At 68.2% G+C, this 25,215-nt stretch carries 25 protein-coding genes and 6 pseudogenes; 12 read left to right on the forward strand and 19 right to left on the reverse strand.

Translation table 11 applies throughout. The features are described 5' to 3' along the window. Positions 1 to 339: 339 nt before the first annotated feature. Positions 340 to 516 carry a hypothetical protein gene (locus tag K7396_RS34680; RefSeq protein WP_158101076.1) on the reverse strand — a complete coding sequence of 59 codons (177 nt, stop codon included), beginning with the start codon at positions 514 to 516 and terminating at the stop codon, positions 340 to 342. A gap of 761 nt (positions 517 to 1,277) precedes the next feature. Here K7396_RS34680 and K7396_RS34685 point away from each other — a divergent pair. Further along, positions 1,278 to 1,803 (forward strand): annotated as a pseudogene (locus K7396_RS34685) (glycosyltransferase); the annotation flags it as partial. Between the two features lie 422 nt (positions 1,804 to 2,225). Here K7396_RS34685 and K7396_RS34690 read toward each other — a convergent pair. Continuing rightward, a complete protein-coding gene (locus tag K7396_RS34690) occupies positions 2,226 to 2,576 on the reverse strand; it encodes a winged helix-turn-helix transcriptional regulator (RefSeq protein WP_086715754.1) in 351 nt (116 codons plus the stop codon). Between the two features lie 88 nt (positions 2,577 to 2,664). Here K7396_RS34690 and K7396_RS34695 point away from each other — a divergent pair, with 88 nt between their 5' ends. The 5 genes and pseudogenes from K7396_RS34695 (at position 2,665) to K7396_RS34715 (ending at position 6,721) form a co-directional block, all read left to right on the forward strand. Then, on the forward strand, positions 2,665 to 3,486 hold the full coding sequence (locus K7396_RS34695; protein WP_086715695.1) for a polysaccharide deacetylase family protein: 822 nt from the start codon (positions 2,665 to 2,667) through the stop codon (positions 3,484 to 3,486). A gap of 151 nt (positions 3,487 to 3,637) precedes the next feature. Next, positions 3,638 to 4,411: an NmrA family NAD(P)-binding protein gene (locus tag K7396_RS34700; RefSeq protein WP_435837633.1), complete on the forward strand. Its 774-nt coding sequence runs from the start codon at positions 3,638 to 3,640 to the stop codon at positions 4,409 to 4,411. 675 nt (positions 4,412 to 5,086) lie between these two features. Beyond that, complete coding sequence (locus K7396_RS34705) at positions 5,087 to 5,746, forward strand: MSMEG_1061 family FMN-dependent PPOX-type flavoprotein (RefSeq protein WP_086715693.1); 660 nt, start codon at positions 5,087 to 5,089, stop codon at positions 5,744 to 5,746. 122 nt (positions 5,747 to 5,868) lie between these two features. Beyond that, positions 5,869 to 6,030 (forward strand): annotated as a pseudogene (locus K7396_RS34710) (IS982 family transposase); the annotation flags it as partial. 28 nt (positions 6,031 to 6,058) lie between these two features. Further along, positions 6,059 to 6,721 (forward strand): annotated as a pseudogene (locus tag K7396_RS34715) (DUF317 domain-containing protein). A 455-nt stretch (positions 6,722 to 7,176) separates the two neighbouring features. On the opposite strand, the gene K7396_RS34720 reads toward K7396_RS34715, so the two are convergent. Both K7396_RS34720 and K7396_RS34725 read right to left on the reverse strand, forming a co-directional pair. Continuing rightward, positions 7,177 to 7,785 carry a hypothetical protein gene (locus K7396_RS34720; protein ID WP_086715692.1) on the reverse strand — a complete coding sequence of 203 codons (609 nt, stop codon included), beginning with the start codon at positions 7,783 to 7,785 and terminating at the stop codon, positions 7,177 to 7,179. Positions 7,786 to 8,081: 296 nt separating this feature from the next. Beyond that, positions 8,082 to 9,014, reverse strand: coding sequence for a site-specific integrase (locus tag K7396_RS34725; RefSeq protein ID WP_174886983.1), 933 nt, complete (start codon positions 9,012 to 9,014; stop codon positions 8,082 to 8,084). 505 nt (positions 9,015 to 9,519) lie between these two features. On the opposite strand from K7396_RS34725, the gene K7396_RS34730 reads away from it, so the two are divergent. Together K7396_RS34730 and K7396_RS34735 are read left to right on the forward strand one after the other, a co-directional pair. Next, positions 9,520 to 9,915, forward strand: coding sequence for a hypothetical protein (locus tag K7396_RS34730; protein ID WP_143589028.1), 396 nt, complete (start codon positions 9,520 to 9,522; stop codon positions 9,913 to 9,915). A gap of 137 nt (positions 9,916 to 10,052) precedes the next feature. Beyond that, positions 10,053 to 10,367, forward strand: a pseudogene (locus tag K7396_RS34735) (transposase); the annotation flags it as partial. On the opposite strand, the pseudogene K7396_RS34740 reads toward K7396_RS34735, so the two are convergent. The 3 genes and pseudogenes from K7396_RS34740 to K7396_RS34755 all read right to left on the reverse strand — a co-directional run. Then, a pseudogene (locus tag K7396_RS34740) lies at positions 10,367 to 10,988 on the reverse strand (helix-turn-helix domain-containing protein); the annotation flags it as partial. The pseudogenes K7396_RS34735 and K7396_RS34740 sit on opposite strands and share 1 nt — an antisense overlap. A 320-nt stretch (positions 10,989 to 11,308) precedes the next feature. Continuing rightward, on the reverse strand, positions 11,309 to 11,518 hold the full coding sequence (locus tag K7396_RS34750; protein ID WP_086715752.1) for a hypothetical protein: 210 nt from the start codon (positions 11,516 to 11,518) through the stop codon (positions 11,309 to 11,311). Between the two features lie 188 nt (positions 11,519 to 11,706). Then, entirely contained in the window at positions 11,707 to 12,084 is a 378-nt protein-coding gene (locus K7396_RS34755) for a hypothetical protein (protein ID WP_086715688.1), read from the reverse strand. A 249-nt stretch (positions 12,085 to 12,333) separates the two neighbouring features. On the opposite strand from K7396_RS34755, the gene K7396_RS34760 reads away from it, so the two are divergent. Continuing rightward, a complete protein-coding gene (locus K7396_RS34760; RefSeq protein ID WP_086715686.1) occupies positions 12,334 to 12,831 on the forward strand; it encodes a hypothetical protein in 498 nt (165 codons plus the stop codon). An 8-nt stretch (positions 12,832 to 12,839) separates the two neighbouring features. On the opposite strand, the gene K7396_RS34765 is transcribed toward K7396_RS34760, so the two are convergent. From K7396_RS34765 to K7396_RS36095, 5 genes and pseudogenes are all read right to left on the reverse strand, one after another. Further along, entirely contained in the window at positions 12,840 to 13,487 is a 648-nt protein-coding gene (locus K7396_RS34765) for a transposase (RefSeq protein WP_223660331.1), read from the reverse strand. A 156-nt stretch (positions 13,488 to 13,643) separates the two neighbouring features. After that, on the reverse strand, positions 13,644 to 14,420 hold the full coding sequence (locus K7396_RS34770) for a transposase family protein (protein WP_317852141.1): 777 nt from the start codon (positions 14,418 to 14,420) through the stop codon (positions 13,644 to 13,646). A 205-nt stretch (positions 14,421 to 14,625) separates the two neighbouring features. Beyond that, positions 14,626 to 14,907, reverse strand: coding sequence for a hypothetical protein (locus K7396_RS34775; protein ID WP_086715683.1), 282 nt, complete (start codon positions 14,905 to 14,907; stop codon positions 14,626 to 14,628). Between the two features lie 318 nt (positions 14,908 to 15,225). Further along, positions 15,226 to 15,720, reverse strand: a complete 495-nt coding sequence (locus tag K7396_RS34780; RefSeq protein ID WP_223660467.1) for a hypothetical protein — start codon at positions 15,718 to 15,720, stop codon at positions 15,226 to 15,228. A 157-nt stretch (positions 15,721 to 15,877) separates the two neighbouring features. Next, a pseudogene (locus tag K7396_RS36095) lies at positions 15,878 to 16,837 on the reverse strand (recombinase family protein); the annotation flags it as partial. Between the two features lie 119 nt (positions 16,838 to 16,956). Here K7396_RS36095 and K7396_RS34790 point away from each other — a divergent pair. After that, positions 16,957 to 17,577, forward strand: coding sequence for a flavin reductase family protein (locus K7396_RS34790; protein WP_086715675.1), 621 nt, complete (start codon positions 16,957 to 16,959; stop codon positions 17,575 to 17,577). A 207-nt stretch (positions 17,578 to 17,784) separates the two neighbouring features. Here the strand turns inward: K7396_RS34790 and K7396_RS34795 are convergent, their stop codons facing one another. From K7396_RS34795 to K7396_RS34820, 6 genes are all read right to left on the reverse strand, one after another. Beyond that, positions 17,785 to 18,018, reverse strand: coding sequence for a DUF2277 domain-containing protein (locus K7396_RS34795; RefSeq protein ID WP_086715672.1), 234 nt, complete (start codon positions 18,016 to 18,018; stop codon positions 17,785 to 17,787). 28 nt (positions 18,019 to 18,046) lie between these two features. Beyond that, positions 18,047 to 18,760, reverse strand: coding sequence for an alpha-ketoglutarate-dependent dioxygenase AlkB family protein (locus K7396_RS34800; protein WP_152104941.1), 714 nt, complete (start codon positions 18,758 to 18,760; stop codon positions 18,047 to 18,049). A gap of 30 nt (positions 18,761 to 18,790) precedes the next feature. Continuing rightward, on the reverse strand, positions 18,791 to 19,372 hold the full coding sequence (locus tag K7396_RS34805; protein WP_174886982.1) for a hypothetical protein: 582 nt from the start codon (positions 19,370 to 19,372) through the stop codon (positions 18,791 to 18,793). Between the two features lie 68 nt (positions 19,373 to 19,440). After that, positions 19,441 to 19,995 carry a methylated-DNA--[protein]-cysteine S-methyltransferase gene (locus tag K7396_RS34810; protein WP_086715669.1) on the reverse strand — a complete coding sequence of 185 codons (555 nt, stop codon included), beginning with the start codon at positions 19,993 to 19,995 and terminating at the stop codon, positions 19,441 to 19,443. 579 nt (positions 19,996 to 20,574) lie between these two features. After that, positions 20,575 to 21,318, reverse strand: a complete 744-nt coding sequence (locus K7396_RS34815; protein ID WP_086715667.1) for a hypothetical protein — start codon at positions 21,316 to 21,318, stop codon at positions 20,575 to 20,577. A gap of 684 nt (positions 21,319 to 22,002) precedes the next feature. Beyond that, on the reverse strand, positions 22,003 to 22,380 hold the full coding sequence (locus K7396_RS34820; protein WP_086715665.1) for a VOC family protein: 378 nt from the start codon (positions 22,378 to 22,380) through the stop codon (positions 22,003 to 22,005). Between the two features lie 560 nt (positions 22,381 to 22,940). On the opposite strand from K7396_RS34820, the gene K7396_RS34825 reads away from it, so the two are divergent. Continuing rightward, positions 22,941 to 23,180: a DUF6296 family protein gene (locus tag K7396_RS34825; protein WP_086715663.1), complete on the forward strand. Its 240-nt coding sequence runs from the start codon at positions 22,941 to 22,943 to the stop codon at positions 23,178 to 23,180. A 337-nt stretch (positions 23,181 to 23,517) separates the two neighbouring features. Here the strand turns inward: K7396_RS34825 and K7396_RS34830 are convergent, their stop codons facing one another. After that, the gene (locus tag K7396_RS34830) at positions 23,518 to 23,820 is read right to left on the reverse strand and encodes a hypothetical protein (RefSeq protein ID WP_143589134.1); all 303 of its coding nucleotides are present in this window, start codon (positions 23,818 to 23,820) and stop codon (positions 23,518 to 23,520) included. Positions 23,821 to 24,523: 703 nt separating this feature from the next. Here K7396_RS34830 and K7396_RS34835 point away from each other — a divergent pair. Then, the gene (locus K7396_RS34835; protein ID WP_373866957.1) at positions 24,524 to 25,198 is read left to right on the forward strand and encodes a chitinase; all 675 of its coding nucleotides are present in this window, start codon (positions 24,524 to 24,526) and stop codon (positions 25,196 to 25,198) included. Positions 25,199 to 25,215 lie beyond the last annotated feature (17 nt).

The following is a 25,215-nucleotide window of genomic DNA, read 5'->3' on the forward strand; positions in this document are numbered from 1 at the left end:
TTAGCGGATCCAGGACCGGCGTACGCCCGCGCGAGCGAGGATCTCAAGCACTGGTGGGCGGAGAATCCGCGCACTATGCGTGCCGAGTACACCGAGCGGATCACCGGTATCGGTCGGAGGCCGCGGACGCCGCCCGCAAGAGCCGTACCGACCGCGACAACCGCCTGTGAGCGAAGGGGGGCAACGCATGACAGAGCGCGAGCAGGTCGTGCGTGCCCCCTGAACGAGGGCAATGAGGCCGGCCGCGCCGGTACCCCGCGCCACGGGCGCCCCGCGTGACCGACGACCTGTTGCATACCGCGTGGGTTCGCGGCTGCAACAAGGCGGACCCGTTCCCCATCAGCGCCGAGGGCTGACCTCGACAGAAAAGCCCTGCGCCCCGGGCCACTGAGTGGCCACGGTCTTGCTGGTGGCCCCATGAGACTCAGTCGCCGCCTGCCGGGTCAGGCCGAGCACCGACAACGAAAGTACTGCTGAAACAGCAACAGCAGCCAGCTTCTTCTTACCGTTGTTCATATCTTCCCCTCAGCGCCTCATCCAGCCGACAGGAGCCACTAGAAGCCAACTCTCCGCTGGTCAGGCGGTCGGTCATGCGATGATGCGGCAGATTAGCATGGCATGCGCATGCATCTTGTGACCTGTGCCATCACCTACCGGTGATCGCGCCGGCGTCCGCCCCGCTTCGGTGCACGAGCGGGAAGCAACGGTTCGATCAGCGGTGGCCTGCAGGCAGAAGGACGGCGGCGCCGGGCAGGGAGGCCCTCACCAGAACCAGGAACCCGCCAAGGAGCCGGTGCGGTTCCTCGCTTACGAGGAGGGCACCGTCTAAGTCATCATCTTCATCAATGCGAGTACCTCGCCGAGAAGGTGCAGAAGGTTGGTCAGCGAGCTGACCGACCGGATCAAGATGTGCGCCGGCAACAAGTTCCATAACCTCTTCGCCAAGCTGCCTCTGAGTTCCGGCTTACCGAGCCAGTGGAGAAGTTCGGCTAGCTCTTCCCTGAGTCGAACGGGGACGCCGGGGAGACCGGCGTCGGTGACGGTGTGCCGGCGCGGGTGCAGGGGGCGGAAGCGAAGTCCGGGTGGAGGGCCACCGGCCTGGGACCTACACGCTCCCCGTCGTGGGCGCCCCCGCAAAACGCCCGTGCCACAAGCACCCCCTAACCACAGTAAGAACGCTTCGCCCCCGGCCACGGTCGGGGGCTTTCGCATGCCCGCACGCTTTGGGCCGCTGTGACACCGACGTCCTAGATGGGGAGTGCAGCCCCACGCCGCCTCCGGGCGCCGGAGAACCGCGACTTGCGCTGCGGCTGATCTACGCGGGCCGGCTGACCCCGGAGAAGGGAGGCCAGGCCCTGACCCGTGCCCTGGCCGGCGCCCCGGGCATCGAGCTGAGCATCGCCGCGCCCAGGGCCCAGATCCACGCTCTCGCCCCGCTGTTGCGAAGGCAGGTATCGGGGCTCGCTACCTGGGGTGGCTGAGCCGCCCGCAGTTGTGGAGAGCCTTCGCCGAGCACGACGCGCTCGTCATGCCCTCGACCACGCTGGAGGCGATGGGCCTGGTCGCCCTCGAAGCCCAGGCATGCGGGCTGCCCGTGCTCTACCAGCCCGTCCCCGGCCTGCGTGATGTTCTCGGTGGCCACCGCGGCCCACCGACTTCACCCAGCCCGCCACCGTGTCCCGGGACCTTGAGCGGCTGCGGACCTCCCCGAGCGTGCTGCCCGAACTGCGGGAGGCGGGGTATGCCAATGCTGCCCGCTACCCGCTCTCGGCCACCGTCAGGGCCCTGCACACGGCCGGGCGTGGGCCGCAACCGGGCGACGGCGCTGCGCAGTCTGACGAGCGACCCCTCGCTCCGGCTGACCGAACCGGGGCGTGCGCTGGTGCGAGGGAGGCGCCGGAGCGCCAGGGTCGGGCGCAGCGCTTCGTGGAACTGCGCCAGGGCCCGGGTGATCCGCTCCTCGTCCGCGTAGCTCTCGCTGATCGCCGTGAACACCTCTTCGACGGCCGTCGCGAGCCCCGGCTCTTGGCGTTTCATCAGCGGCGCGACGGCCTACCCCAGACGGCCAAGGGGCGCCGCCAGCGCCGCCGCCGACGCCGCGCTTCCCTGATCCCACTGGCCGATCACGGTGGCCATGACCTGGTGGGAGCACTGCGCATCCGTCAGATCTCCACGTGCCAGAGAATCAGATCATCCCACCTCAAGATCCACTTCCGATACACGCCCTAGTCCGTTGTGGACTCTTGGAATCCCACCACGGTCGCGCCGTGCTCGTGAGCCCACTCAGTCAGCACGGCGATCGGCTTCACCAGCGTCCGGCCCAAGTCTGTCAGTACGTACTCGGCCTTCCCTGCCTCGGCGTGGCGGTCGACCAGCCCGTACCCCTGCAACCGCCGCAGCGTCTGGGTCAGCACTTTCCGCGAGATTCCACCGATCAGGCCGACCAACTCGCCGTGCCTGCACGGTTCGCGGCTCAACGCGAACAGCACGACCACCGCCCATTTGTCGGCGATGATCTCGATCGCCAGCCGAGCCGGGCAGTCGGCGAGGAAGACGCTGCCGGAGTACTCACGCATGCCCCGACGGTAGCCCACTGCCAGGAACCTGGAGGTACCTGCCGCCTCAGTAGCGTCCACGGCGGAAGCCAACGAGCAGGGGAACCGAATGAGAGCAGTAACCGGCAGGCCGGGCGGGCGGAAGGTCGTCGCGCTGGTCACCGTAGCGTTGGAACTGTGGTCACCAGGGCACTGGCCCGCCTACGCGCCGATGGCCGCGGCGTGGCCGCTGTCCGGCATCGACGACACACACAGCACCTCCTGGGCGGACTACGGCGTCACCACCGGCATCTGGCGGCTGCTCGATGTCCTCGGTGACCTGCCCGCCACCGTCGGCGTCAATGGACTGGTCGCCGAGCGGTACCCCGAGACCGTCATGGCCGTGCACGAGGCGGGTCACGAGATCGCCGCACACTCCTGGGCCCAGGACGTGGTGCCCGCGCTCCTCGATGTCGATGCCGAACGGACCAATATCCGTCGCTGCACCGACATCCTCGGCCAAGTCACCGGAGTTCGCCCGACGGGGTGGATGAGCCCGCGCGCCACCGGTTCGAGGCACACTGACGACCTGCTCGCCGAGGCCGGCTACCGCTGGACCGGCGACCACGGCGACCATGACCTCCCGCAGCTCCTGTCCACCGCTCACGGTCCTCTGGTCTCCCTCATGCACAGCGACCACTCCGACGTCCGCGACGCTGCGGCCGGCCCGTACGCCTACCGCGACCTGCACCGTGAGCTACTGAACCAGATGCTCGCCGAGGCCGGCCCAGGCGCCTTCCGCCTGACCATCCATGCCCACGTCGCAGGCCGACCGCTCCTCGCGGGCATGGTCGGCCAGATCCTCGACCACATCCGCGAGTCCGGCGACGTCTGGGTTGCCACCCACGCCCAGGTGGCCGAACACCTCCTGACACAGGGAAGAACGCCATGACCCACGTCCTCGTCGTCGGCGGCACCGGGGCCATGGGCAGCCACGTGATCCAACACCTGTTGGCCCCACCACCGACGCCACCGTCACCGTCCCCAGCCGCCACCCAAAGTCCGCTCACGCCACCGAACTCGCTGCCATCGCGCCCGACCGCGTGCGACTGGTCCGTTCCGACTCGGCTGCCCTCGAGGTCCTGATCGGGCAGGCCGACCGCGTGTTCGCCAACACCGACTTCTTCGCGACGGGCAGCGCCGTGGGGGAGTATCAACAAGGGCTGCACTTGCTGGCCGCTGCGGAGCGGGCCGGCGTGGAGCGATTCATCTGGTCCTCGTTGGACAGCGCGGTATCCCTGACCGGCCACCCCGTCCCGCACTTCGACAGCAAAGCCGCGGTCGCAGCCCACATCGGCCTGATGCGGTCGGAGGAAATGCTCCGCAAGGAGACCGACGGCTGGTACACGGACCACGTCTCGGTGCTGACCACGGCGCCGTACTTCGAGAACCTGCGGGACCGACTCACCCCCCGACCGGACGGCCGGGGCGGCCTGACCTTCCATTTCCCCCTCGGCGCCGCCCACTACCCCCTCGTTGCCCTCGATGACATTGCCTGGTTCGCCTGCCACATGTTTGACAACTGGCAGTCCTGGGGTGCCCGCGACCTCGCGGTGATCGGCGACAGCCTCACCGGCGACGAGATAGCCGCTGCCTTCGCTCAGGTCACGGGCACCCCCAGCACCTACATCCCGATGCCGCACGACGAACTGCACGCCACCATGCCCGACTTCAGCCACGACTACGCAGCAATGTTCCAGTTCTTCGCCAACCGTGATCTCTACGCCCGAGACCGGGACATCAACCTCCTGCGCCGTCTGCACCCCGGCCTGATGACCTTCAAGGACTGGCTGCACCACACCGGATGGACGGCATGACCACCCACCACGTCAACTCCGCACGCCGGCACGCGGAACAGGGCTCGCCGCTCCGGACCGGGATCGACGCCGGCCTGAGGCGCGCAAACCCGCCGTGACACCCACCAAGGGTCCATCCGAGGAAGATGCCACGAGTTCGAGACCGATCACGACGGCATCGCCGTGGACAACGATGAAAAGCCCGGGTCGCGCAAGATCGACATGCCAGGCGCGGCGGACCCTGCGTGAATGATGACGGTTCAGCTGGCCGGCAGTGGCACCGGATCCTCACTCACCTGCAGTCCCTGGCCGACGCGGAGGGTGCGATCACGATCGCGTGCGGGCCGAAGGCGTATACCTCTCGCAAGGACCGCGCCTACCTGTGCGCCGCCGTGGGATCCGCTGCACCATCATGGAGAAGGCCGACCAGGACCTAGCCCCTGCGAAGTTCTGAGGAAAGCGGTATCGGTCCGGACGACGTTAGTCCAGGTCAGAGCGCTCCGGCAAGGAACTGGCAGGGAGCTGCACTCCTCGGCAAGCCACCACAGCAGGTTCTTCGTCTGCTGGTGGTACGGAGCTCCCATTGGCGCTGACCTGATGGAAAGCAACGGTGACTGCCGTCGGCAGAGCGTTGGTCCGTGCATGGTCCGGATCTTGGCGTCAGCAGTCGCAGGTCGGCCCATTAGGGTCGGTGGCATGACGACGCCCCTTGCCAGCAGTGCCTTCGACTCGCTCCGCCTCGACGCCGTGCCCGATCAGGACGCGTTACGCCGGGTCTACGAGCTGCCCAAGGACACGGCCATACGCAAGCAGATGACCGAACTAACCGAGCAGACACGGCGGTTGATCGGCTGCTCCTCGCTGGTCCTGGTCGCCAGCGCGGACGCCGAGGGCAACTGTGACGTCTCCCCGCGCGGCGGCCCCGCCGGGTTCGTCGCCGTCCTGGACGCACGGACGGTGGCGATACCGGACGCGACCGGCAACAAGCGTCTGGACACCCTGCAGAACGTTATCGCCACCGGACGGGCCGGGCTGCTGTTCGTCATCCCGGGGCGTACCACGACGCTCAGGGTGAACGGCCGGGCCTGCGTCTCCACCCGCCCCGAGCTGCTGTCGCAGCTGACCGCCGTGGGCAAGCCGCCGGCCAGCGCGCTGGTGCTGGGGATCGAGGAGGTCTACCCGCACTGCCCCAAGTCGTTCCTGCGCAGCGGGGCCTGGAAGCCGGAGCAGTGGCTGCCGACGGACGCCCAGCCGACCTCGGCCGAGGTGACGCTGGGCCAACTGCGGATGCCGGAGTTGACGATCGCTGACGTCGAGCAGGCGGAGGCGGATTCGCTGAAGTACCGGTACGAGTAACGGGCCGACCTGCGTTAACTGAACCACCAGCCCGTCGAATCCCCGGACCAGTACGCCCCAAGATCAATCGCGGGGCGCCGGAAACAGGGGCGGCTGTGCCCGGCAACTCGTAGAGGCTGAGCTTCCAAACGTACCTGCTGACCACGGCCGAGGGCATGCCGGTGTCCTGGTGCCTGGCGAACCCGAAGCTCGACGAACGGGAGGTGATGACCGCGCTGCTGGAACGCGACCATCACCTCGTCCGGGCCGGGCAGGTGATCCTTGCGGACAAGGGCTTTGTCGGACCCCACATACTGGGTCACTCCGCGCCACCTGGCCGGCGATGACGACGCCCTCGCCGAGCGGATCGGCGACACCTTCACCGGGCTCGGCTGGCGTATGTGGCCGACCTCCCGCAACACCCTGCTCTATGTGAGCCCGGACGGGCTGCGCGGCGCCGAGTGGATCCTCGCCGCCTGCTCGTTCGAGCTGGGCGGACTCCCGGTGGCCTGGCAGCTGTCGGCGCGCCCCACCCCGCCTCGGCCATGACCGAGTGGAACGCCCACTTCACCGCAGGCGTCCCCCACGAGGCGCTCGCCGACCTCCTGCTCGCGCTCGACGCCCACCAGGCACCCGACACCGGGTTCGAGGGAGCGGAGGCGGTGCTCACCGCGCTCACCGCGCGAGGCTGGCTGCGCGATCTGGACCGACCGCGCACCACTGCCACGGACCCCCGGCTTCTGTGCCAGCGTCTCCTTGGAGACGCTGCCGTCGCTCGTCCACGACGTCGACCCGCGCGATGACCTCCTGGGGTGGCAGGCGTGGGCGGAGCCCGTGCTCGGAGCGCCGTACCTGTGGTGCGCTGGCTTCAGCGCGAGCGTCCCGCACGAACTGCTTGCGGCCTTCGCCTCCTCGCTCGCTGCACCCGGTCCGGTACCGCGCCACACGCTGCCGCAGGGCGCGAAGGACCGTCTCACCGTTGTCCGCCGCGGCTGACGGCCTGCTCATAGCTGCTGACCGAGTCGGAGATCGACGGCGGTGATGCCCCTTCAGTCAGGCCCGGTGGTGCCGTTCCCTTCACCGGAGCGGCACCACCGGGCCTTCGCCGTACCCCGCCGTCAGCAAACCCGACGGCACCCTGGAACCAAGATCGAGGCCGTACATGGGATCGCCGTCGTGGCAGACAAAGTGATCGGCAAAGGACCCTTGCGCGGCTACCTCCTGGACAGGGCTTCGGCGTGGTCGGCGGGCGTCCGTTTCGTGACCACTTGCAGTGAAGGGAGTGCGAGCTCTTGGTCAGGCGGGCTGTCTCGCGAGGTCATCGAGTGGAACGGCGCTTCGGCGTTCGTGAGTTATTTTCCGACGGCTCCCTGGGCCGCTCAGGGGTCGACCGGGTCCGGCGCATGCGTTCTCGGCGTTCTCTCAGGCCGAGAACGAGAGGTAACGCCGCCTTATATGGTCGGGGTGTCGTCAACAATCGGCCTGTGAATCTCAACGACCGGCTTCCACCCCGCGGAGAACTCGATGAAGTCCGCACGGGTGGGGTAGGTGTCGACCGCGCGACGGTCACGCTTGGGGCGGTCACTCCCCTTGCGCCCCCGGGGAATCTGCTCCTCGAAGATGTCGACCTTCACGTCGGGAACCTCCTTGAGGCCCTGGCGCCAGATCTGCACGACGTCGGCGCCGAAGGCCTGCCGGGCCGCAGCGTAAAGGGCCGTGAGGGCTCCCTTGTCCCCACCAGGGACGAAAAGTGCCAGGTCCAGCACGACACCGGCGGGCTGGAGGACCTCGATGGTCACCGAGCCGTTCTCGTCGGCCAAGTAGATTCCGGCTTCATTCTCGTCGTCGGGAAGGCAGGAGACCTCTTCCTGGAATACGGTTCTCGCCGTGATCGAGCCGCCCTCGAAATCCTCACCGGATTTGGTCAGAAAAGCAGGGACGTAGCAGTCGGGAAGCTTGAGTTCTGCCGTGTCGGCGGAAATGAAGAGCCTATCTTTCACGCCGAGCTTCGTCACCTCTTCCAGCGAGAGGCGGCGAGCGGCGATCTTCTCCGTGTTCACGATTTCCCTTTCAGGTTGCATTGTCCCTCCGAACAAGGACGCTACCACGAAACCATGAGGTCAACTGCCCAGTAATCTTTGGGTAGATGGCCTCCGATGACCTGCACGGGAGGATGTCGGAGCGAGTGTCACTCGGCCGGGAACGCGCATCCGCCAGGTAGTGTCCCTCGTCATGCTGTTGGAGATCAACTGGCGGTTGCATTGCGGTGCGTTGGGTGGCACGGAGGAACTAAAAGAGAGTTACGGCATATATCGCCCATATCCTCTTCGGGGAGGTGGCGGCGCGGTAAGGCGATCTATTCGTCATGCATCTCGAAGAGCGCAGCGGAAGTCAACCGGATGGTCCGACAACGCAACAGCGGAGACCCCAACCGGCAACATCTGGATGAAGCGCGAACCGGAAGTCGCGCACTGCCGCGCCCTCTCCGGTCAGGACTTCGGCGTAGTCGGCTGACGCCCGGTTGCTGACGTCTCGTCATGTTGACCGGGTTCGGTACACCGCAGGCACGGGCGTCCGCGATCACGGAGTTCTCTACGCTCTGTGACCTTGGACTGCCCGTGCCTGCCGACGCATCATCTCTGATCTCCCCTGCCTTTGAACAGCTCAGAGGGGAGTGGCCGGTGTGCCGGACCGGCAGGTCGGCGCGGGCGGTGAGCCGGGTGGTGACGTCGCCGACGGCTTCGGGGGAGGGGCCGGCGTCCATGATGGTGTGCCAGCGCGGGTGCAGGGCGCGGAAGGCGTAGCCGTCGGGGTCGCTCAGGCTGGCGGCTTCGGTCCAGGCGCGCCAGGCGCGGACGGGGCAGGTGGAGGGGCGGGAGCCGAAGGGCACCTTCACCTTGCGGGGGCTGGCCTTGGAGACGCGGACGTCGATGGTGATCTTGTACTCGGTGCGGCCGGTGACAACCACGCCGGACAGGCGGCGGTCGATGGTCGACGGTGAGGTGAAGGTGCCGGCCTTCCAGCCGGGCTGGACCCACAGCCACTCGACGAACGCGGTCAGGGCCCCGGGGGCGGCGGTGGTCGGCAGGCCGAGCAGCGCGCAGAAGGTCTCCCACTGCTTCCAGTCCGCGGCGTAGCCCTCGACGGTGTTCTGCGGCCGGAGGTCGATCTCGTGCTGGGCGGAGCGCTTCTCCCGCTCGGCGAGCTTGGCCAGGACCTCGTCGTCGAAGCCGGTGCCGGCCGGGGCGAGGTCGATGGGGCGGGCAGGTGCGCCTCGGTGATGCGGCACGGCTTCCGTTCCCTCGGATTTGGTTGGACCTTCCCCCTTGCCTGTTGCTGGTGGGATCCTCCCCGCATGTGACGTACTCGTGGGTTGGGGGCCGTCGCGGTCGCGGCAGCAGGATTGCTGCTGGTGACGGGGTGTGGGAATGACGGCGGGAAGAGGGACGGGAAAGTCGTCGCGGTCGCCGCAGGCAGAATCGTGCCAGCGTGTCGTGCCCACCGCATATCGATGACGAACCCCTTCGCGGCAGCCCTGGCTGGATTGTGGCTGGACAGTTGATATGGGCCGCCGGACCATGGCGCACAGGCGCGAGGCCGTTCAGGGGAGGACCGTCGGCGTGGGCTTGAACGATGGAGAAGAGCCAGGCGGACAGCGGCCCTGGCAGCGGTCGCGCGCTAGCGGTAACCCAGGGGCGGCTGGGTCTGGAGGCCCCAGTGGGCCCGGGGCACTAAGCCAGGGGCGGATCCCCTCAGGGGCGCAGATGCCACAGCCGGTAAAGAGCCTTCGCGTCTTGATGATGATCCTGGGCGGTATGCAGGCCCTCCTCGGACTTGCTCTGCTGACCAACAGCGTGGCTATCGCCACAGCCATCTGGGGCGAGGGCGACGCCTCGACCCCGTGCTGCACCACGCCAGGTGAGGCTCACTCCGGGAACATCGTATTCGCCGGAGTGCTCGTGCTTGCGGTTGCTGCATGGGGCATCACTACCGCTTTGAAGTTCCCCACGCGCCACCCTAATCTGCGCGTCTCCGCCTTCGCCTACGGTTGGACGGCGCTGCCCTTCACCCTGGCATTCTTCGAGGTAGCGCCCATTCTGGGTCTGATCTGGCTCGTGCCGGCCATCCTGGCAATCGTCCGCCCTAACCAGCCGGAAAGCCGTGCTTGGTTCGGTCATCAGCCCCTCTGAGGCGGGACCAGCGCAGCTGAACCTGGGCACCTGTTACGCGGCCTAAGAGCGGCTAGCACAGTGAGGTGTATCGCTCCTGATGGCCGTGCTGGACAGGCCAGTTGGACATTGTCCGGGCCATGGGTACTTCGCCGTGAATCGTGTCGGATGACCTGTGGGACCGGATCGAGCCACTGCTGCCGAGGAAACAGCGGCGGTTCCGATACCCCGGGCGTCTGCCGATCCCCGACCGTCAGGTGCTGTGCGGGATCCTGTACGTGCTGCACACCGATATCCAGTGGGAACACCTTCCCCAGGAGCTCGGCTTCGGCCCCGGAATGACGTGCTGGCGCCGACTACGGGACTGGAACAAAGCCGGCGTCCGGCAACGACTCCACGAGGTCCTACTGGCCGAACTGAACGCCGCAGCAAGGCTCGACCGGTCCCGCTGCGTAGTCGACCCCTCCCACGTCGCCTGGGCGCGTGCCCAGAAGGCGGTGGCGGTCTCTTTCTTCTCATCTGCGTGGATCTCGCTGTAGGCGAGGCGGGAGTGGTCGTCAACGGCGGTGTGGATGTAGCTGTAGCCGGCGCCGGCGCGGGTCTTTCGGCCTGCTTGGGCGGCCGGGGGCCTGGTGGCCGCCGCCGTCGGGGATGTTGCCGAGTTTCTTGATGTCCACGTGGACCAGTTCGCCTGGCCGGTCGCGTTCGTAGCGGCGTATGGGCCGGCCGGTGGCCCGGTCCAGGTGGGTGAGGCGGGCCAGGCCGAAGCGAGCCAGCACGCGGTGCACGGTCGAGGGCACCAGGCCCAGCAGGTGTGCGATGCGGGCAGGGCCCCACCGGCGCAGGAGTCGGACCTTGATGATCCGCCGTTCGGTGCGCGTCGGGGTGCGGCGCGGGCTCGTGTGAGGGCGGCTTGAACGGTCCGCCATGCCGGCCTCACCCAACAGCCGGTAGCGCTCAGCCCATCGCTGTGCCGTCGTCGGCGAGACCTGGAAACGCTCGGCCGCCCGACGCAGCGGCCAGCCGTCCTCGACCACGCAGCGGGCCAGGCGCAGCCGTCCGGTCTCGGTCAGGGGTGCATTACGGTGGGGCACGAGGGCCTTTCTGTTGGTGTAGACATCGCAATCCACACCGAACCGAAAGGCCCTCACCTGTTCAAGATCCCTCAGTCGAGACCTGGCTCACCCGTCCACAACCTCCCCGGACAGAACAACTAGGGCTCGTTGCGAACAGGGAGAGCACGCTGTCCAGATCGGCTGTGCCCCGAAGGGACTTGGCGAGGACGACGGCGTCCTACAGTGTTATCGAGGCCCCTTGCTCGGTCGCTGGTGAGGCCGCCTGCGCCGCATCACCGATGAGCAGCGTGCGCCCGGTGCGCCAAGGGCTGCCGGGCGGGACCTCGGTCGCACCGTTCCTAGTCACGACCGCTGTTGTTGGTCGGCGTCATGCTCAGGCGCTGGCGTCGGCGTCGGCGCTTCTCGGAGCGATGCACCAGCTCGCTCACGGCGAGCGTCACGGTCGCCACGCGGCGGGCCCAGCGGGGTCCGCCGCGCTCCGCCCACACCACACATGCACACCCGCCGACGGCGAGCACCACGACGCCGAGCAGCATCAGATTGATCATGTTCTTCACCCCTGCGTTCAGTTGTACGGTCCTGCTGATGGTCTCAGACCAGAAAGTGCCCCAGCGGGACGTCCGACGGAACGGACAGGCAGTCCGCAGCATGGCCAAGGAAGGCATCCGTAAGGAGTGGTGCGGGCCCTCCGTGTACTCCAGAAGGTCCTCGTGGGCCACCCCGGGGCACGCACTTCTCACCAGATGAGTACGCCCTCGCCCCCAGCTTCCAGAGCCCGGCGGCTCGCCGCGATGAAGTTGTCCAGCTTGCTCTCCACATTGACGAGGAGCGCGGGGTCAGAGGGTTCCCGCAGGCCGGCAACGAAGGTTTCGCTCTTGTTCCGAAGAGTCATGCACTCCTCAAGGAAGGCGGCGACTTCATCCGCTTCGACGTAGAGGTCCCCACTGGCCAGCCGGGGCAGGAAGCGAGCCCCCAGAGCGCGCGCGGATTCCGACCCCCATACGGCCGTGCGCCAGCGTTCCCCTCCGGCGAGGTGTCCCCCATCGGGCGGGTCCTCCGTCAGATCCCAGTCTCCGTCGGCGTTCCTTATGAAGGTGTGCACCAGAAGGCTCATGCAGAACTCCTTGTCTCTGAGCTGGCGATCTTGGCTTGGGTGGCTCCAACCTGCAGTCGAGATTCTTCGGCTGCTGGGGGTCTCCCGGGAAGAACTTCGCCGTTCCGTACCGCCCATCCCCGACAACGTGGCTTTGTTCATGAGAACGGGTTCTGGCCCAACTTCTGTGGAGCTCTCACGCTCTGTAACCTGCCGGGGGTGGGTGGCCCTACGTGACTCGTTGACAGACCTGTTTGGGATCATGCCCACATGGACTTCGGCCTCGCCCCGCCGACCGGCGTTGGCCCGTTGCGGATCGGTATGACTCGGCACGTGGCCAACACGGCGCTGGACTCGCTCCGCGATCTCTCTGCGATCTCGGAGTCTGATCGGTCGGGGCAGCACGTCTTCCGTCCCAGCGGGCTGATGATCAGCATCCACTGCATGCGAGACATGCTGGAAGCCATCGAGCTGGGGAGGCCGTTGTCCCAGGCGGACCGAGTGTTGTTCCAGGGTGTGGACGTGTTCGCACTTCCGGCCCGCGAGGTTGTCCAGCGCATGGGCGAGTTCACCTCGATCGAGGAAGATCCTGACGACGCTGCTTCGTTCATCGCCCCGGACTTGCTGCTGAGCTTCTGGCGTCCGTTGGCAGCCGACGATGAGCCTGAGGAAGAGCAGGGCTACCACTTCAGCTCGGTCCTGCTGGCACGGCCTGGCTACTACGACACCCCTGCTCAGGCGGCGGAGCGACTCCAGCAGAGCTCGTGACGGGCCCGTCAGGACGCCAGCAGGACTCGTTTCCGCAAGAGGCCGAAGCCGGCCCGGCCGTACATCTGGCGCTTGATCATTTTGATCCGGTTGACGTGGCCTTCGACGACGCCGGAGCTCCACGGCAGTGTGAGGCCGGCGGTGACGGCTACGAGATCGCGTTCGAGGCCGTTGATGAAGGTGTGGAGGCTGGGCAGGTTGTCGGCGCGGACCGCCTTGATCCATTGCGGGAGCTGGTCGCCCTGGAGCTGGGTGAGCATCTTCCCGAACGCGCGGACGTGCCCGGTGAGGGCATCCAGTTCGGGGCAGCCGGCGAGGATGGATCTAAGCTTCAGGCGCTCGCCCTCCGGCAGGGTATCGGGGTGGGTCAGGATCCAGCTGGTGACCGTGCGTGGGGACGGCGGGCGGGCTGCTGGTGAGGTCGGGGTTGTGCGGAACGGTTGGAGGTAGGCGCGGACGGCTCCGTAGCCGCCGGTGTAGCCGTGGGCCTTGACCTCTTCCCAGAGGGTCCAGGCGTTCGTGCAGCCTTCGGCCCATCGCTCGTGCAGGTAGGGCTTGAAGTCGTCGAGCTTGGTCGGGCGGTTCTGCCACTGCCCCTGAAACAGGTCTTCTGGCCTGGCGGCGTCGGCCAGCCGTTGGACGGTTCGGTAGGTCATGCCGAGCCGGCGCTGGATCGAGCGTCGACTGTGGCCGGCAACCAGCAGCGCGTGGACGATGGCGTGCTTGGCCCGGGTGCGATCGGCGAAACGGTGCCGGCCCCGGCCATCGCGACCCGCTCTCGGCCGGGGCCGGCGCCTTCTCCGGCACCGACTCTACGAAGATCGCACGGAGGCACGGACGGGAGACACACCGCTCAGCCGCTTCGCCGAGGTTGCGCCACAGGTGGAACCGGTCGGCGACCCGGACCGCAGTGGGCGCCCCGATCCTGGCCTCCTCGGCGAAGAACGGAGCACGGTCACGGCAGACGTCCCCGGGCGTACGGCCAGCCAGGCCGCGACAGTGCCCGCCTCACGATCCGGCAGCAGGTCAATCGGCCTGCGAGTCTCGACGTCGACCAGCACAGTTCCGTAGACGCGGCCCTTTCGCATCGCGTACTCGTCGACGCCGACCACCCGCGGGACCTGTGGCTGAGGTTCCGGGACGGCTTCGACCAGCCGCAGGACCGTATTCCGGCTGATCCTGGCCCCGAAGACGTCGGCCAGCCTGGCACCGGCACGGCCGGCCAATGCGAGGCCGACCTCGGCCAGGACTGACCGCATGCGTTCGGTCCGCTGGCTGTATCGCCGAGTCAGGCCAGCGACCTGCTCGACGAACGTCCGCCGCATACAGGCGACGTCCTCGCACGTGAAGCGTCGGACACGAAGCCGCAGCACCACCCGCCGTCCCGCCACGGGGAGGTCAGCTGGAAACCGCAGGTAGGAGCCGTGCACCCGCCCCGACCAGCTCCCACAACCCGGGCGCCGAGCCCCAGCCGTCCGGCATCTGACACCGACCCGAATCACCTCGCCATCGTCCTGCACCGACTCCACCCTGATCCCCGGATCCGCCAGGAAGAGCAGCTCTTCCAGTCCGGGCAGTACCTCGCGCACAGCCCGGAACCATCAGCCCGAACGTTGTCGGCACCAGCAGTTTCCAGACGATCCCGCGAGATCTACCAGCAAGATCAACAGTTTCAGGGAGTAGGCACACCACAGAAGTTGGACCAGAGCCCGTTCTCGGTTCTGGCACAGATCTTGGGGATTCGTCGCGGAGGGTGACGGTGCCGTTCGATTGAGGGCAAGGGTCCGGGGCCCGTCAGCGTTCTCGCATTCTGGTCCACCACCAGCCGAACACCGCCAACTCAATATTGTTGGGGTCGGGCAGGGTGCGGCGCTCGAATTCCTCATCGATGCGTGTGATCAGTCGGCCCAAGTCCCGTTGTGCTCCGGGAGGAAGGTGCCGCATCGCCCACTCGAGGTCATCACGGGCATCTCCCACCCCGGGCGATTCGAACTCGGAGGCGTCCAGATAGCGTCCCGGCTGGTTAAAAGCTCGCTCGAAACACGAGAGCGCATTGGCGACCGCGTTGGGCCACATCTTCTGGTCTTCGACCCTGCGGATCGCTGTACGAGTCCGCGCGGAGACACCACGGACTCTCAGGACCGAACACTGCCATCGTGGCCGCCACCGCTCTGCGCGGACGGCCTTGGGACGCCTACGCGGCATCGCCCTTTCGGATCAACATGAGGCCATCATGCACGGGTGGGCGGCTGCTCGCGCAGTGTTACTGGAGCAGGATCATCTTGCGGAGAAGTTCAAATCCGGCTCGGCCGTAGAGCTGGCATGTGATCTTCTTGACGCGGTTAACGGCGCCCTCGATGTTGCCGGAGCTCCAGTCGAGAGTGAGCCCAGCTATCACGGCGTCAAGGTCCCGCAGAAGGTGGAGCGCGAGCCGGTGAGACCGGGGAGCTGGCTGTCATCGACTGCGTCGATCCAGGTGGGGAGTGTGGAGCCGAGGCGGTCGGTGAGCATCTCGCCGAAGTCGCGGACGTGTCCGGCGGCTGTGTCCAGTTCAGGGCAGCGTGCAAGGACATCCTTCAGGCCGGCCCGGTCTTCCTCGCTCAGCGCAGTGGGGTGTCGGGTGAGCCAGCCGGTCACCTGACGCACCGTCGGAGTTCGGGGTGGCGTGCCTACGGGAGTCCTGCGGAGGGTGGCGACGTGGGCGCGGACCATCTGGTAGGTGACGGACGCGTTGTCGGCGACGAGTTCGCTGTGGAGCTGGGTGACGCTGGTGCATCCCGCGGCGAAGCGTCGCTCCAGGTAGAGCTTGTAGGGGTCCAGTCTGCTGGGGCGGGGCCGGTTTTCGCGGATGGTGTCCTGCCAGTTCGCGGCGTTCGCGTATCTGAGCACGGTGTTGAGACCCCAGCCCAGGTGCCGTGCAAACGCCCGGCGTGAGTGACCTTGAGCAAGAAGCTCGTGGACCAGGGCATGTGCTGCCTTCTTCCGCTCGGCCCGCCGACCGACGGGCACCGATTCGTCCTGCGGCAGACTCGAACTGGACCTGCGACCAGAGCTTGGGAGCGACGATGGGCTCCCACGTTCCCAGCAACGGGCGCCCCTCGTCGTCGAAGAGAACCAGGGACCAGCCGTCCCCGGCCGTGGCAGCTTGGAGTCGGTGCTTGCCGGAGTAGGAGACCATGCCTGCATAGCGAGGATTGCGGAGCATCTTTGCGATCATTGTGGACGACCAGGTGCGGGCGGACGGGGGCTTGATCCCTTCTGCGTTGAAGGCTTTGGCGATGCTGTAGGCCGATTCGCCCGATATGAAGTCCTGGAATATCCGGACGACGACGTCGGTCTCGTCCGGGACAAGCTGCCCCTTGTGCTCGCCTTTGCGGACCCAGCCGTAGGCGATGCGGCCTTGGGCGATTCCGTTCTGGGCGGCGGAGAGATGCCGGCGGGCGACGCGGCGTGCGGTGTCTTCGGAGGACTTGAGCGCCATGACGCACATCATGCGGGCCATGTGGCGGTCGCTGTCGTTGATGAGGTTCATGCGGCCGCCGGTTGCGCCGGTGACCGGCCGCTTCACGTACTCGACGATGTCGATGAGATGTTCAAGGTCCCGGGGTTGACGGACGAGCCGGTCGAGGTCGTAGAAGATGACTCCGTCGATGACGCCATGGGTGAGGTCAGCGAGCAGCTGGCGGAACTCGGGACGCAGGACCATCCAGTCAATGGCGCCGTCGGGCTTGACGACCTTCCGTTTTTTGAAGGCCGAGGTGTCGTTCTCCCGGTAGATCTTTGCAAACGGGCCCCAGCGCAGGCGGCTCCTGGAGTCCTCGGCGTCTTCGGGTTGGCGGTCGACGCCGGCTTCGAGGCCGAAGCGGTCGGAGGAGAGGCGCAGATAGGCTCCCGGTCGTTTGGGGGCGTAGGCGGCCAGGTGGTCGTAGAGGTTGAGGGTGACCTGGCCCCCACGGGCGTGCGCGGGGACATCGAAGTCCTCCCAGACAGTCACGGCTGTTGTCATGGCGTCGGCTCCTGGTGCTCGTCGGCTCCGATACCGGGCACTTTCCGCCGAACTCAGGGGTTTGGTGGTGCCGTGGATCCGCTGTAGGGTCCGCGGCCGCCTCCTGGATACTGATCACCATGCGTACCGACTTTGATCCCGCTGCCATGCCCCGCAACGAGTTCTACAAGCTCCTGACCGCGGTGGTCGTGCCGCGGCCCATCGCCTGGGTCTCGACGATCAGCCCCGATGGTGCTTCTGCGAACCTGGCCCCCCACTCCTTCTTCACGATCGCGAGTGTCGCGCCGCCCGTGGTGCAGTTCAGCTCCGTCGGCCGCAAGGACACCCTGCGCAATGTCGAGGCGACCGGGCAGTTCGTGGTCAACCTGGCGCCGGAGGGACTCTTCGGGCAGATCAATGACACGGGCACCGACTTTCCGCACGGGGTGAGCGAGTTCGAGGCGGCCGGGATCGACACCGAGCCGAGCCTGCGCGTCAAGCCTCCGCGGGTGGCGGCGTCGCCGGTGGCGCTGGAGTGCGAGGTGCACAGCACGCTGGGCATCGGGGATTCCACCGTCGTGTTCGGGCGGGTCGTGCATGCGGTCGTCGCGCAGGACGTACTGGTCGACGGGCACCCCGAGATCTCCAGGCTGAAGCCCCTGTCGCGGCTGGGGAAGGACGAATGGGGCACGGTTGGTGAGGTGCGGGAGATCTCCCGTATTCGGCACGCGGACTGGCGGGGGCCGGCGGGCGATCGGTAGGAGCGGCCCCTCCGGGGGAAGGCGACTGCGCGCGGTCGGTGCCCGTTTCTGTGCGTGAGCCCCGTGGCCGCACGAGTATCGGCTGGATACGGTGAGTGAGGCGAGGAGGTGGCGCCGTCCGCCCGCGCGTGGCTCAGCCGCTGATGCAGTCGGCGGCGGTTCGGCCGGTGGGCCGGCCGGCGGCTCGATCCGTGAACGAGCGGCGACTCAGGGCTGGGAGTGGCGGCGTCCGGCCGGGCCTCGGATCTGGAGGCCGTCGAGGAGTTCCTGGGTCGCGGCTGCCACGGCGTCGACGGCCTGGTCGAAGACCTCGCGGTTGTGGGCGGCCGGGGCGCGGAAGCCGGAGACCTTGCGGACGTACTGCAAGGCCGCGGCCCGGATGTCCTCGTCGGTGACCTCGGGGGTGGTGGGCGGGCGGAGGGTCTTGATGCTGCGGCACATGCGTCCAGTCTGCCTCGGGACGCGGCGGTTATCCGTCGAGTCCGGTGACCCGCATGGTGATGTTGAGGCGCCCGCTGGTCAGGCCGGACGCGGGGTCGCCGGTGCCCGGTCTGACCTTGGGCACGCCGTGGTACGCGAAGCGGGACGGCCCGCCGAAGACGAAGAGATCGCCGGAGGCCAGGTCGATGTCGGTGTACGGCTTGGTGCGCGTCTCCGTATTGCCGAACCGGAAGACGCAGGTGTCCCCGATGCTGAGGGAGATCACCGGCGCGTCGGAGCGCTCCTCCTTGTCCTGGTGCATGCCGAGCTTCGCCTGGCCGTCGTAGAAATTGATCAGTGCGGTGTCCGGCGTGTAGTCGTCGCCCGCGGCGGCGTCCTGATACGCCTCGACCAGCGCCCGGCGCCCCAACTCGACCATCCAGTCCGGGAATTCGGCCACTCGGGCACCGTTCACATCATCGGCCGTGCGGGTGTACGCGTACGGCTGCCAGTGCCAGCCGATGCACACGGTCTGCACGGACATCACACCGCCGCGCGGAAGCTTGGTGTGCCGGATCGGGGCCGGGCCGCGCGCCCAGCCGCGGCAGGCGGTGACGAGCTCGCGCTGCTGGGCCGTGCTCAGCCAGCCGGGGACGTGGACGGCTCCGGGGGCGATTTCCCGGCGGCCCGCGGTGGAGGGGCGGAAGGGTCCGGGACCCACGGGTTCCCCCAAGCCCTCGAAGCCGGGAAGTGGCGTGCTCATGTGCTCCTGCCTTGCCGCATCGCTCGCTGATTACAGCGTGCCATGGGGGTGGGCCGTCGGCCGAAAGGGCGGTAGGGGGTGAAGGGGCGGTGGGGAGTGGCTGACCCAGCCGCGATCGACGGTCCAGGTGCCGCCGTCCGCCGTGGCACCGCGCATGCCCTGCAGGGTCGCCGCCCCGGCCAGCGCAGGCACGCGGGAGTCGCCGAGGGCCGCGAAGCCATAGGTGCGCCCCGGATCCCAGTCGGTGCTGTGCCGCAGCCGGCGGCTCATCTGGGCCCAGCCGAGAGGCGCGGCGGCCACCACCCAGGCGTCGGGTTCGTCGGCCGTGAAGCGGCGGGCCGCCCGGAGCCAGGACGCGGCGGACTCCGGCCAGTCGATCACGGCGAGCACCGGCGGCCGTCCGAGGCCACGCCAGGTCTCGGCGAACGCTGCCGCCGCCGAGCGCGATGCGCTGTCCCGGCTGTGACCGACGACCACCGTGGCGATACGTGTGCCGGGCGCGGTCAACAGATGTAACAGGGCGGCGAGTTCGGTCTCGGAGTGCGAGGCGGGGGCGGGGAGGTCTCCGTACGCGGCCGCCTCTGCGGGGGAGATGAGGGGTGAGGAGGTCATGAGGGCAAGACGGTGAGGGGCGGGTCGTGAGGAGGAGGACATGGGGAGGGCGCCAGGGAGCGGGGGCTTCAGATGAGCGTGGGCTGGAGGGCGCCCTCGTGGGTGAGCAGCTCCACTTTGCGTGCGACGCCCGCCGCGTAGCCGCGCATCGAGCCGTCCGCGCCGATCACGCGATGGCAGGGGCGCACGATCAGCAGGGGATTCGCGCCGATCGCGGCTCCCAGAGCACGTACCTCGCTCCCGGGCACGCCCAGGCTCCCGGCGAGCCGGCCGTAGGTGGTCGTGGTGCCGTACGGGACGGCGTCCAGGGCCCGCCAGACGCGCTCCTGGAAGGCCGTGCCGGTCGTGCGGAGCTCCAGCTCGAAGCGGCATAGCTCCCCGGCGAAGTAGGCGCGGAGCTGCCGGACGGCCTCGTTGAAGGGGCCGGGGGCGCGATGCCAGTGCGGCTGTACGGTGGCCGCGCCCCGCTGCTGGGGCATGGAGAGGGAGGTCAGGGCGGTACCGCCGGGCGCGGTGGACGATTCTTCGCCGACGAGCAGCAGCTCGCCCAGGGGGCTGTCGAGGGTGGTGTAGCTGGGTGTGGTGGTGGGAGCGGTGGTGGTCGCCGCCGTGGGAGAGGTCATGGCGATGGCACTTCCTCGGTCGTGTGCACTGCTTTCACTTCCCGAGTCTGCGGGGTCGGCCTCGTGTCGGCTGGCGGAAATCGGACGTCACGATGGCTTGCGGCTTGATCACCCATGGCCAGTTGCCAGTGGCCAGCCCAGTGGTGAGCGGCGAGCGGTCAGTGGGATACCTGTCGTCGGCCATGGGGCACATCCCACCTTCCGCCGCCACCGGCGTGTCGCTCCTGTCGCACGGGCAGCGGCTGACACGCCGCCCGCCCGCCAGGGGCAGAAGCGAGAGCCACGGTCCCAACGGGGGGCGGCGTGCCGCTCTGGTGCGCATGGGGACAGGGGTCCTCCAGCGGCAGCGGGGATGACGCGACGCGGGCTCCTGACTCCGGGGCGATGGTCCGTCGTCCCCGAGCCGAGAGGCAAGCTTCCTGCCGTGCGGGGCCGGGAGGCCACTGCGCGGAGGTGTGCCCCCACATGCTGCCGCCGCCGTGGACGGGGGAGGTCCACGGCGGCGGGCTGGTCAGAGGTCTCGGTCACGGAGATGAACGGCCCGACTGGTCAGAGCAATTGGCCGCATCGCCTCGACGCTCAGGGGTGGTAGTGCTCGGCGACCTCCGTCGCCACGCCGTCCTCGACGGTGACCCGGACACTGACGGAGTTCGTCCTGGCGGCCTCGTCCAACTGCGATTCGGTGCACGGGGTGGTGCCGTAACCGTTGTCGTCCATCGTGACGTTGCCGTCCGGGTCACCGCACATGGCAGCGGCCCCCAGAACCTTGGTATCCGGGCCGATGTCAAAGCCCTGCTCTGCGCCGGAGTCCGGGGCCACGGTCATCTTGCCGGGGGCCAGGTACTTCAGGACGCCGTTCCAGGTGCCGCTCACACCGTTGGTGTCGGGCGTCGACCCGGAACCGGCCGTCGCGCCGGCACTTGCGCCGCCCCCGCTCGTGCTGCCACCGCCCTTCCCGCCGCCGCTCTTCCCGTTGTGGCGATCCGTGGTGCCGTGACCCGTCTTGGCACCGCCACCGCCGTTCTTCTCGGATGCCGTCCGGCTCGGCGCCGGCGTGCCCTTGGCGCTCGGCTCGTCCGCCACGTCTCCGAGGGCGTCGGCCTCCTTGGCCACATCCGAGGCATCGGGCCGCGACGAGACCTTGGTGCTCGCCTTCGCGTCGTCACCGTCGTTGCCACAGGCGGTCAGGGAGAAGGCGGCAACGGCGATCAGCGAAGCGGCGGCGATCCGACGTCCTCGGCGTAAGGCGGAGCCGGCGGTGGCGGCGGACGTGGTCGCGCTGCGGACGTCGGCGTCGACCTCGGAAGCCTTGTTCCAGGACATGAATCCCCTTTGCGTGCACTCGGCCGCACAGCGTCTCTGCGGGATCGCGCCGTTGCTGCGTTGGCGTGTGGAGGTGCGTTGCTCACGGCCATGAGGTGGCGCATGGCGCGCGTACCGCTTCCCGTCAGCGGTACGAGCACCAGGTTGGTGCCGGCCGCTGCCGATCTACTAACGCATCACTAACGCAGCGTTCGTGCACGACCTACGAGACCTACGAGACCTACGCGGCCTCGACGACCTCCGTGACCTCCGAGCGCACGGCCAGCGTCCAGATCTCCAACAGCACCGCGTACTCCGCCATGTCCTGAGCCGACCACGCCATCCCGCGTCGAGCGCGGACGAAACGCCGGATCGATTCATTGGCTTCGGAAGCAGCAACGGGCGCACCCGTAGGGGCAGAAGGAGTCGGGGACATATGAGCAATGCTAGGGGCAGACACTGACAACGCAGACCCGCGCGCAGGCGCCCGACGCTCGCAGCACGCGCCCCGGCCGATCCTCCGACGCCGTTTCAACTTTCTGACCAGCCAAGACAGTCGGCCCGTCGCGCGCCCCTCACTGCCTGCATGTGTCCATTCCCACACGCTCCGCGATCACTTGGTGTGACGGAGCGGGTCTGCGCGCCCGGCCCCGAAGGTGGTGCGGTGGCCGGCGGACCCGCGCCCACTCACCAACGGCTCGGCCCTCAAGGGAGGAAGAGACAGAACGGGTGCCCCGCCGGATCAATGAGCACCCGCACATCGTCCTGCGGCTGGATCTCCGCCCGTGACGCACCCGCCGCGACGGCATATGCCTCGGCCTCCGCGAGGTCGTCGACCCGGATGTCGAGATGCAGCATCTTCTGCTGCTCCTCGCCCTGTTCGGGCCAGATGGGGGGCCGGTATCCCGGCTCGGACTGGAACGAGAGCCCCGTGCCCCCGTCCGGGCACCTGACCAGCACCCAGTCCGGTTCGCTGGCCTTCACCTCCCAGCCGAGCAGCCGCTGATAGAACCCCGCCAGCGCATGGGCATCCGCGCAATCCAGCACCACCGTCGCAAGCCCGAACCAAGGCTTCCCCGCCATCTCGCTCCCCTCGACGCGCCGGCATCTGCCCGTACGGCCCGGCAGCTGCGCTCGGGACCTTCCCGGACAGGTGGGCGGGCGGGTGGACGAGCGTCGCGCCGTGGACATCTGGACGCTACCCCGATCGGGTGAGGCCGGAAGCCCTGGATCGGGCCGATGCCGACGGCCGATCCGCGTGGTCACCGCATGTACAAGCGATCACCCGCCCGTCCCTCCCGGGCGGAGGGGCTCGTCCTGTGCGCGCCGTCGAGGTCCGCCGGACCCGCCGTTGTCAGTGGTGCCCCCTACGGTGGATCTCGTCACTATCCGAGCTGCTGGCGCTTCTCGGACCCCGCCCCGCTCCCGTGACAGCGCACGGGAGCGGGGCGCACCTCCGCTCGGCGCGACGGGGACGGCTCGGCGTGCGTCCGCTCGCTGGGAAAACAGGCGTTTCCCTGTCCTCCTCAGGCGCGCCGGACGGCTGTGGGCGACGATGGAAGGGCCGAGGTGCAACGGCGCCCGTGCAGCGGTGCCGGGGAACGACTCCCGGAGCACCTGCAGAGTCGTATCGGGAGGTCCCGATGGATTACCCGGAATGCTACGAGCTGGTATTTCAAGCCCCTGCCGTCGAGGACGACGTCGTGACCGTCCACCGTACGGAGCGAGCCGGAGCGGGCGGCTATCCGGTCTACGAGGACGAGTCCGGGATCGTGCGCGCGGAGATCAGTGACCGGGGTGAAGTCCGCATGCTGGCCAGCGGAGGGCATCAGATGCTCCAGACACCGCTGCTGGCCCGACCGCTGACTCATCGCGACCGCTGACTCCGGGAGGGGCGAGGGGGTGAGGGGGCGGTGGGAGGGGCGCATGAGTGAAAACCTTCACGGTGCGTGAGGGTTTCATTGCTTTGGGTTTTCATCTGTGGATACTCCCGATGAGTGACGACATGCCGTGCGCCGCTCCGTCGAACGGAGAGCAGTCGCAGCCGCAACCACAGCCGTAGCCGCACTCGCTACCGAATCCGCTATCGCGGCAACCCTCGGTTACTGTCTGCCGTCTGCCGTCTGCCGTCTGCCGTCTGCCGCCTACGGCTCGTCGGCGCGCAAGAGTGGCTGATGCGAATGCGGGCACGTGGCGGGATCGGCTGCCCCGCTCCGCGGCTCAGAGGCCCCGTAGGTGGTTGCGTTTCCGAGGTGTCCGTCGGCCACCGTCGGGCAGGGCGAGGCGCCGACGGGGCGCGGTGTCCTCGTCGTCCTCGGCGTCTTCGTTCTTGCTTTCGCCGGCCACGCCGAGTCGGCGGACCTCGTCGTTCCCCGCGGGATCAGGATCGGGCTCGGTCTCGGTGCCGGCCGGTGCTGGGGGGTGGGTCATCTGGCCTTCGAGCACGGCCATGGCGCGTTCGAGCGTCTCACCGGTGACCTGTATCCGGATTCTGGCCAGTCGTTCTAACTCGCTACGCGACACCACGTCAGCGTACCTGCCGTGAGTTCAAACCCGCGCACGACCCAAGAATGCGTGTGGATCGGGTAGTTGGCGGTCCCATTGCGCTCAACCCGGACGGCCCTCGGCGGCTCGGCCCTGGCCCTGTACTGCACGCCCTGGATGTGGGTGGTGGTGACGGGACGGTGATGACGGTGGCAATGGCAATGGCAATGGCAATGGTGCGGGAGCGCCGTGCATTCCTTGCCGCTGGCCGTAGTGGCGAGCGTCGACGGTCGATGCGTCGGTATGGACATGTGCAACGCGCCGCCTCTAACCTGGCGTTGGTCTAGACCGCAGCCCCTCTGGCGGTCGTGGACGCCTCTCTGGTTGCCGTTGCAGTGGTGCAGTTGCCCGTCGTACGTCACCTGTTCGTGAACCTGGCCGTTTGATCGTCCCGTGCTCCGTCCCTCCGGCGCCCCCACGCCGGGACGCGTCAGCTGACGCATCTCGATCGACCACAGCTCAACCAGCCGTTCCGTACGGCGCGTAAGGCCCGTACGGCAACGCACCCCTGCGCAATCCGCCCGTTCGGTCAGTCCCCCCCCACATGCCGTGGCCCCTCCCGTCCGGAGGGCGGCCGCGCGAAGGAGTCACCGCGATGAGATCACGTATTGCCGCGCTGCTGAGTGCCGCCGCCGTAGCCGCGAGCCTGGCTGTCGCCGGACCGACGGTGCCAGCGGCCGCCATGGCGGGCTGCTCCGGCTGCGCCGAGGCTCCGGCCGGTGCGGACGTCCGGGCTGAGGGATTCGTCGTCAGCGAGGCGCAGTTCCAGCAGATGTTCCCGAACCGGAACGCGTTCTACACCTACAGCGGCCTGACCGCGGCCCTCAGCGCGTATCCGGAATTCGCGAACACCGGGAGCGACACCGTGAAGCGCCAGGAGGCCGCGGCCTTCCTCGCGAACGTGAGCCATGAGACCGGTGGCCTCGTTTACGTGGTGGAGCAGAACACCGCGAACTACCCCCACTACTGTGATGCCGCTCAGCCGTACGGGTGCCCGGCGGGCCAGGCCGCGTACTACGGTCGCGGCCCGATTCAGCTGAGCTGGAACTTCAACTACAAGGCGGCGGGCGATGCGCTCGGCATCGACCTGCTGCACAACCCCTCCCTGGTGGAGCAGGATGCAGCCGTCGCCTGGAAGACCGCCCTGTGGTACTGGAACACCCAGACCGGGCCGGGCACCATGACCCCGCACCAGGCCATGGTCAGCGGCGCCGGATTCGGCGAGACGATCCGCAGCATCAACGGATCGCTGGAGTGCAACGGCGGCAACCCCGGCCAGGTGCAGAGCCGGATCAACAGCTACCAGAGCTTCGTGCAGATCCTGGGCACCATCCCCGGCGCCAACCTGAGCTGCTGACGGGGCGGCAGTCGGCT

The sequence above is a fragment of the Streptomyces angustmyceticus genome (assembly GCF_019933235.1).
GTDB classification, from domain to species: Bacteria; Actinomycetota; Actinomycetes; order Streptomycetales; family Streptomycetaceae; genus Streptomyces; species Streptomyces angustmyceticus.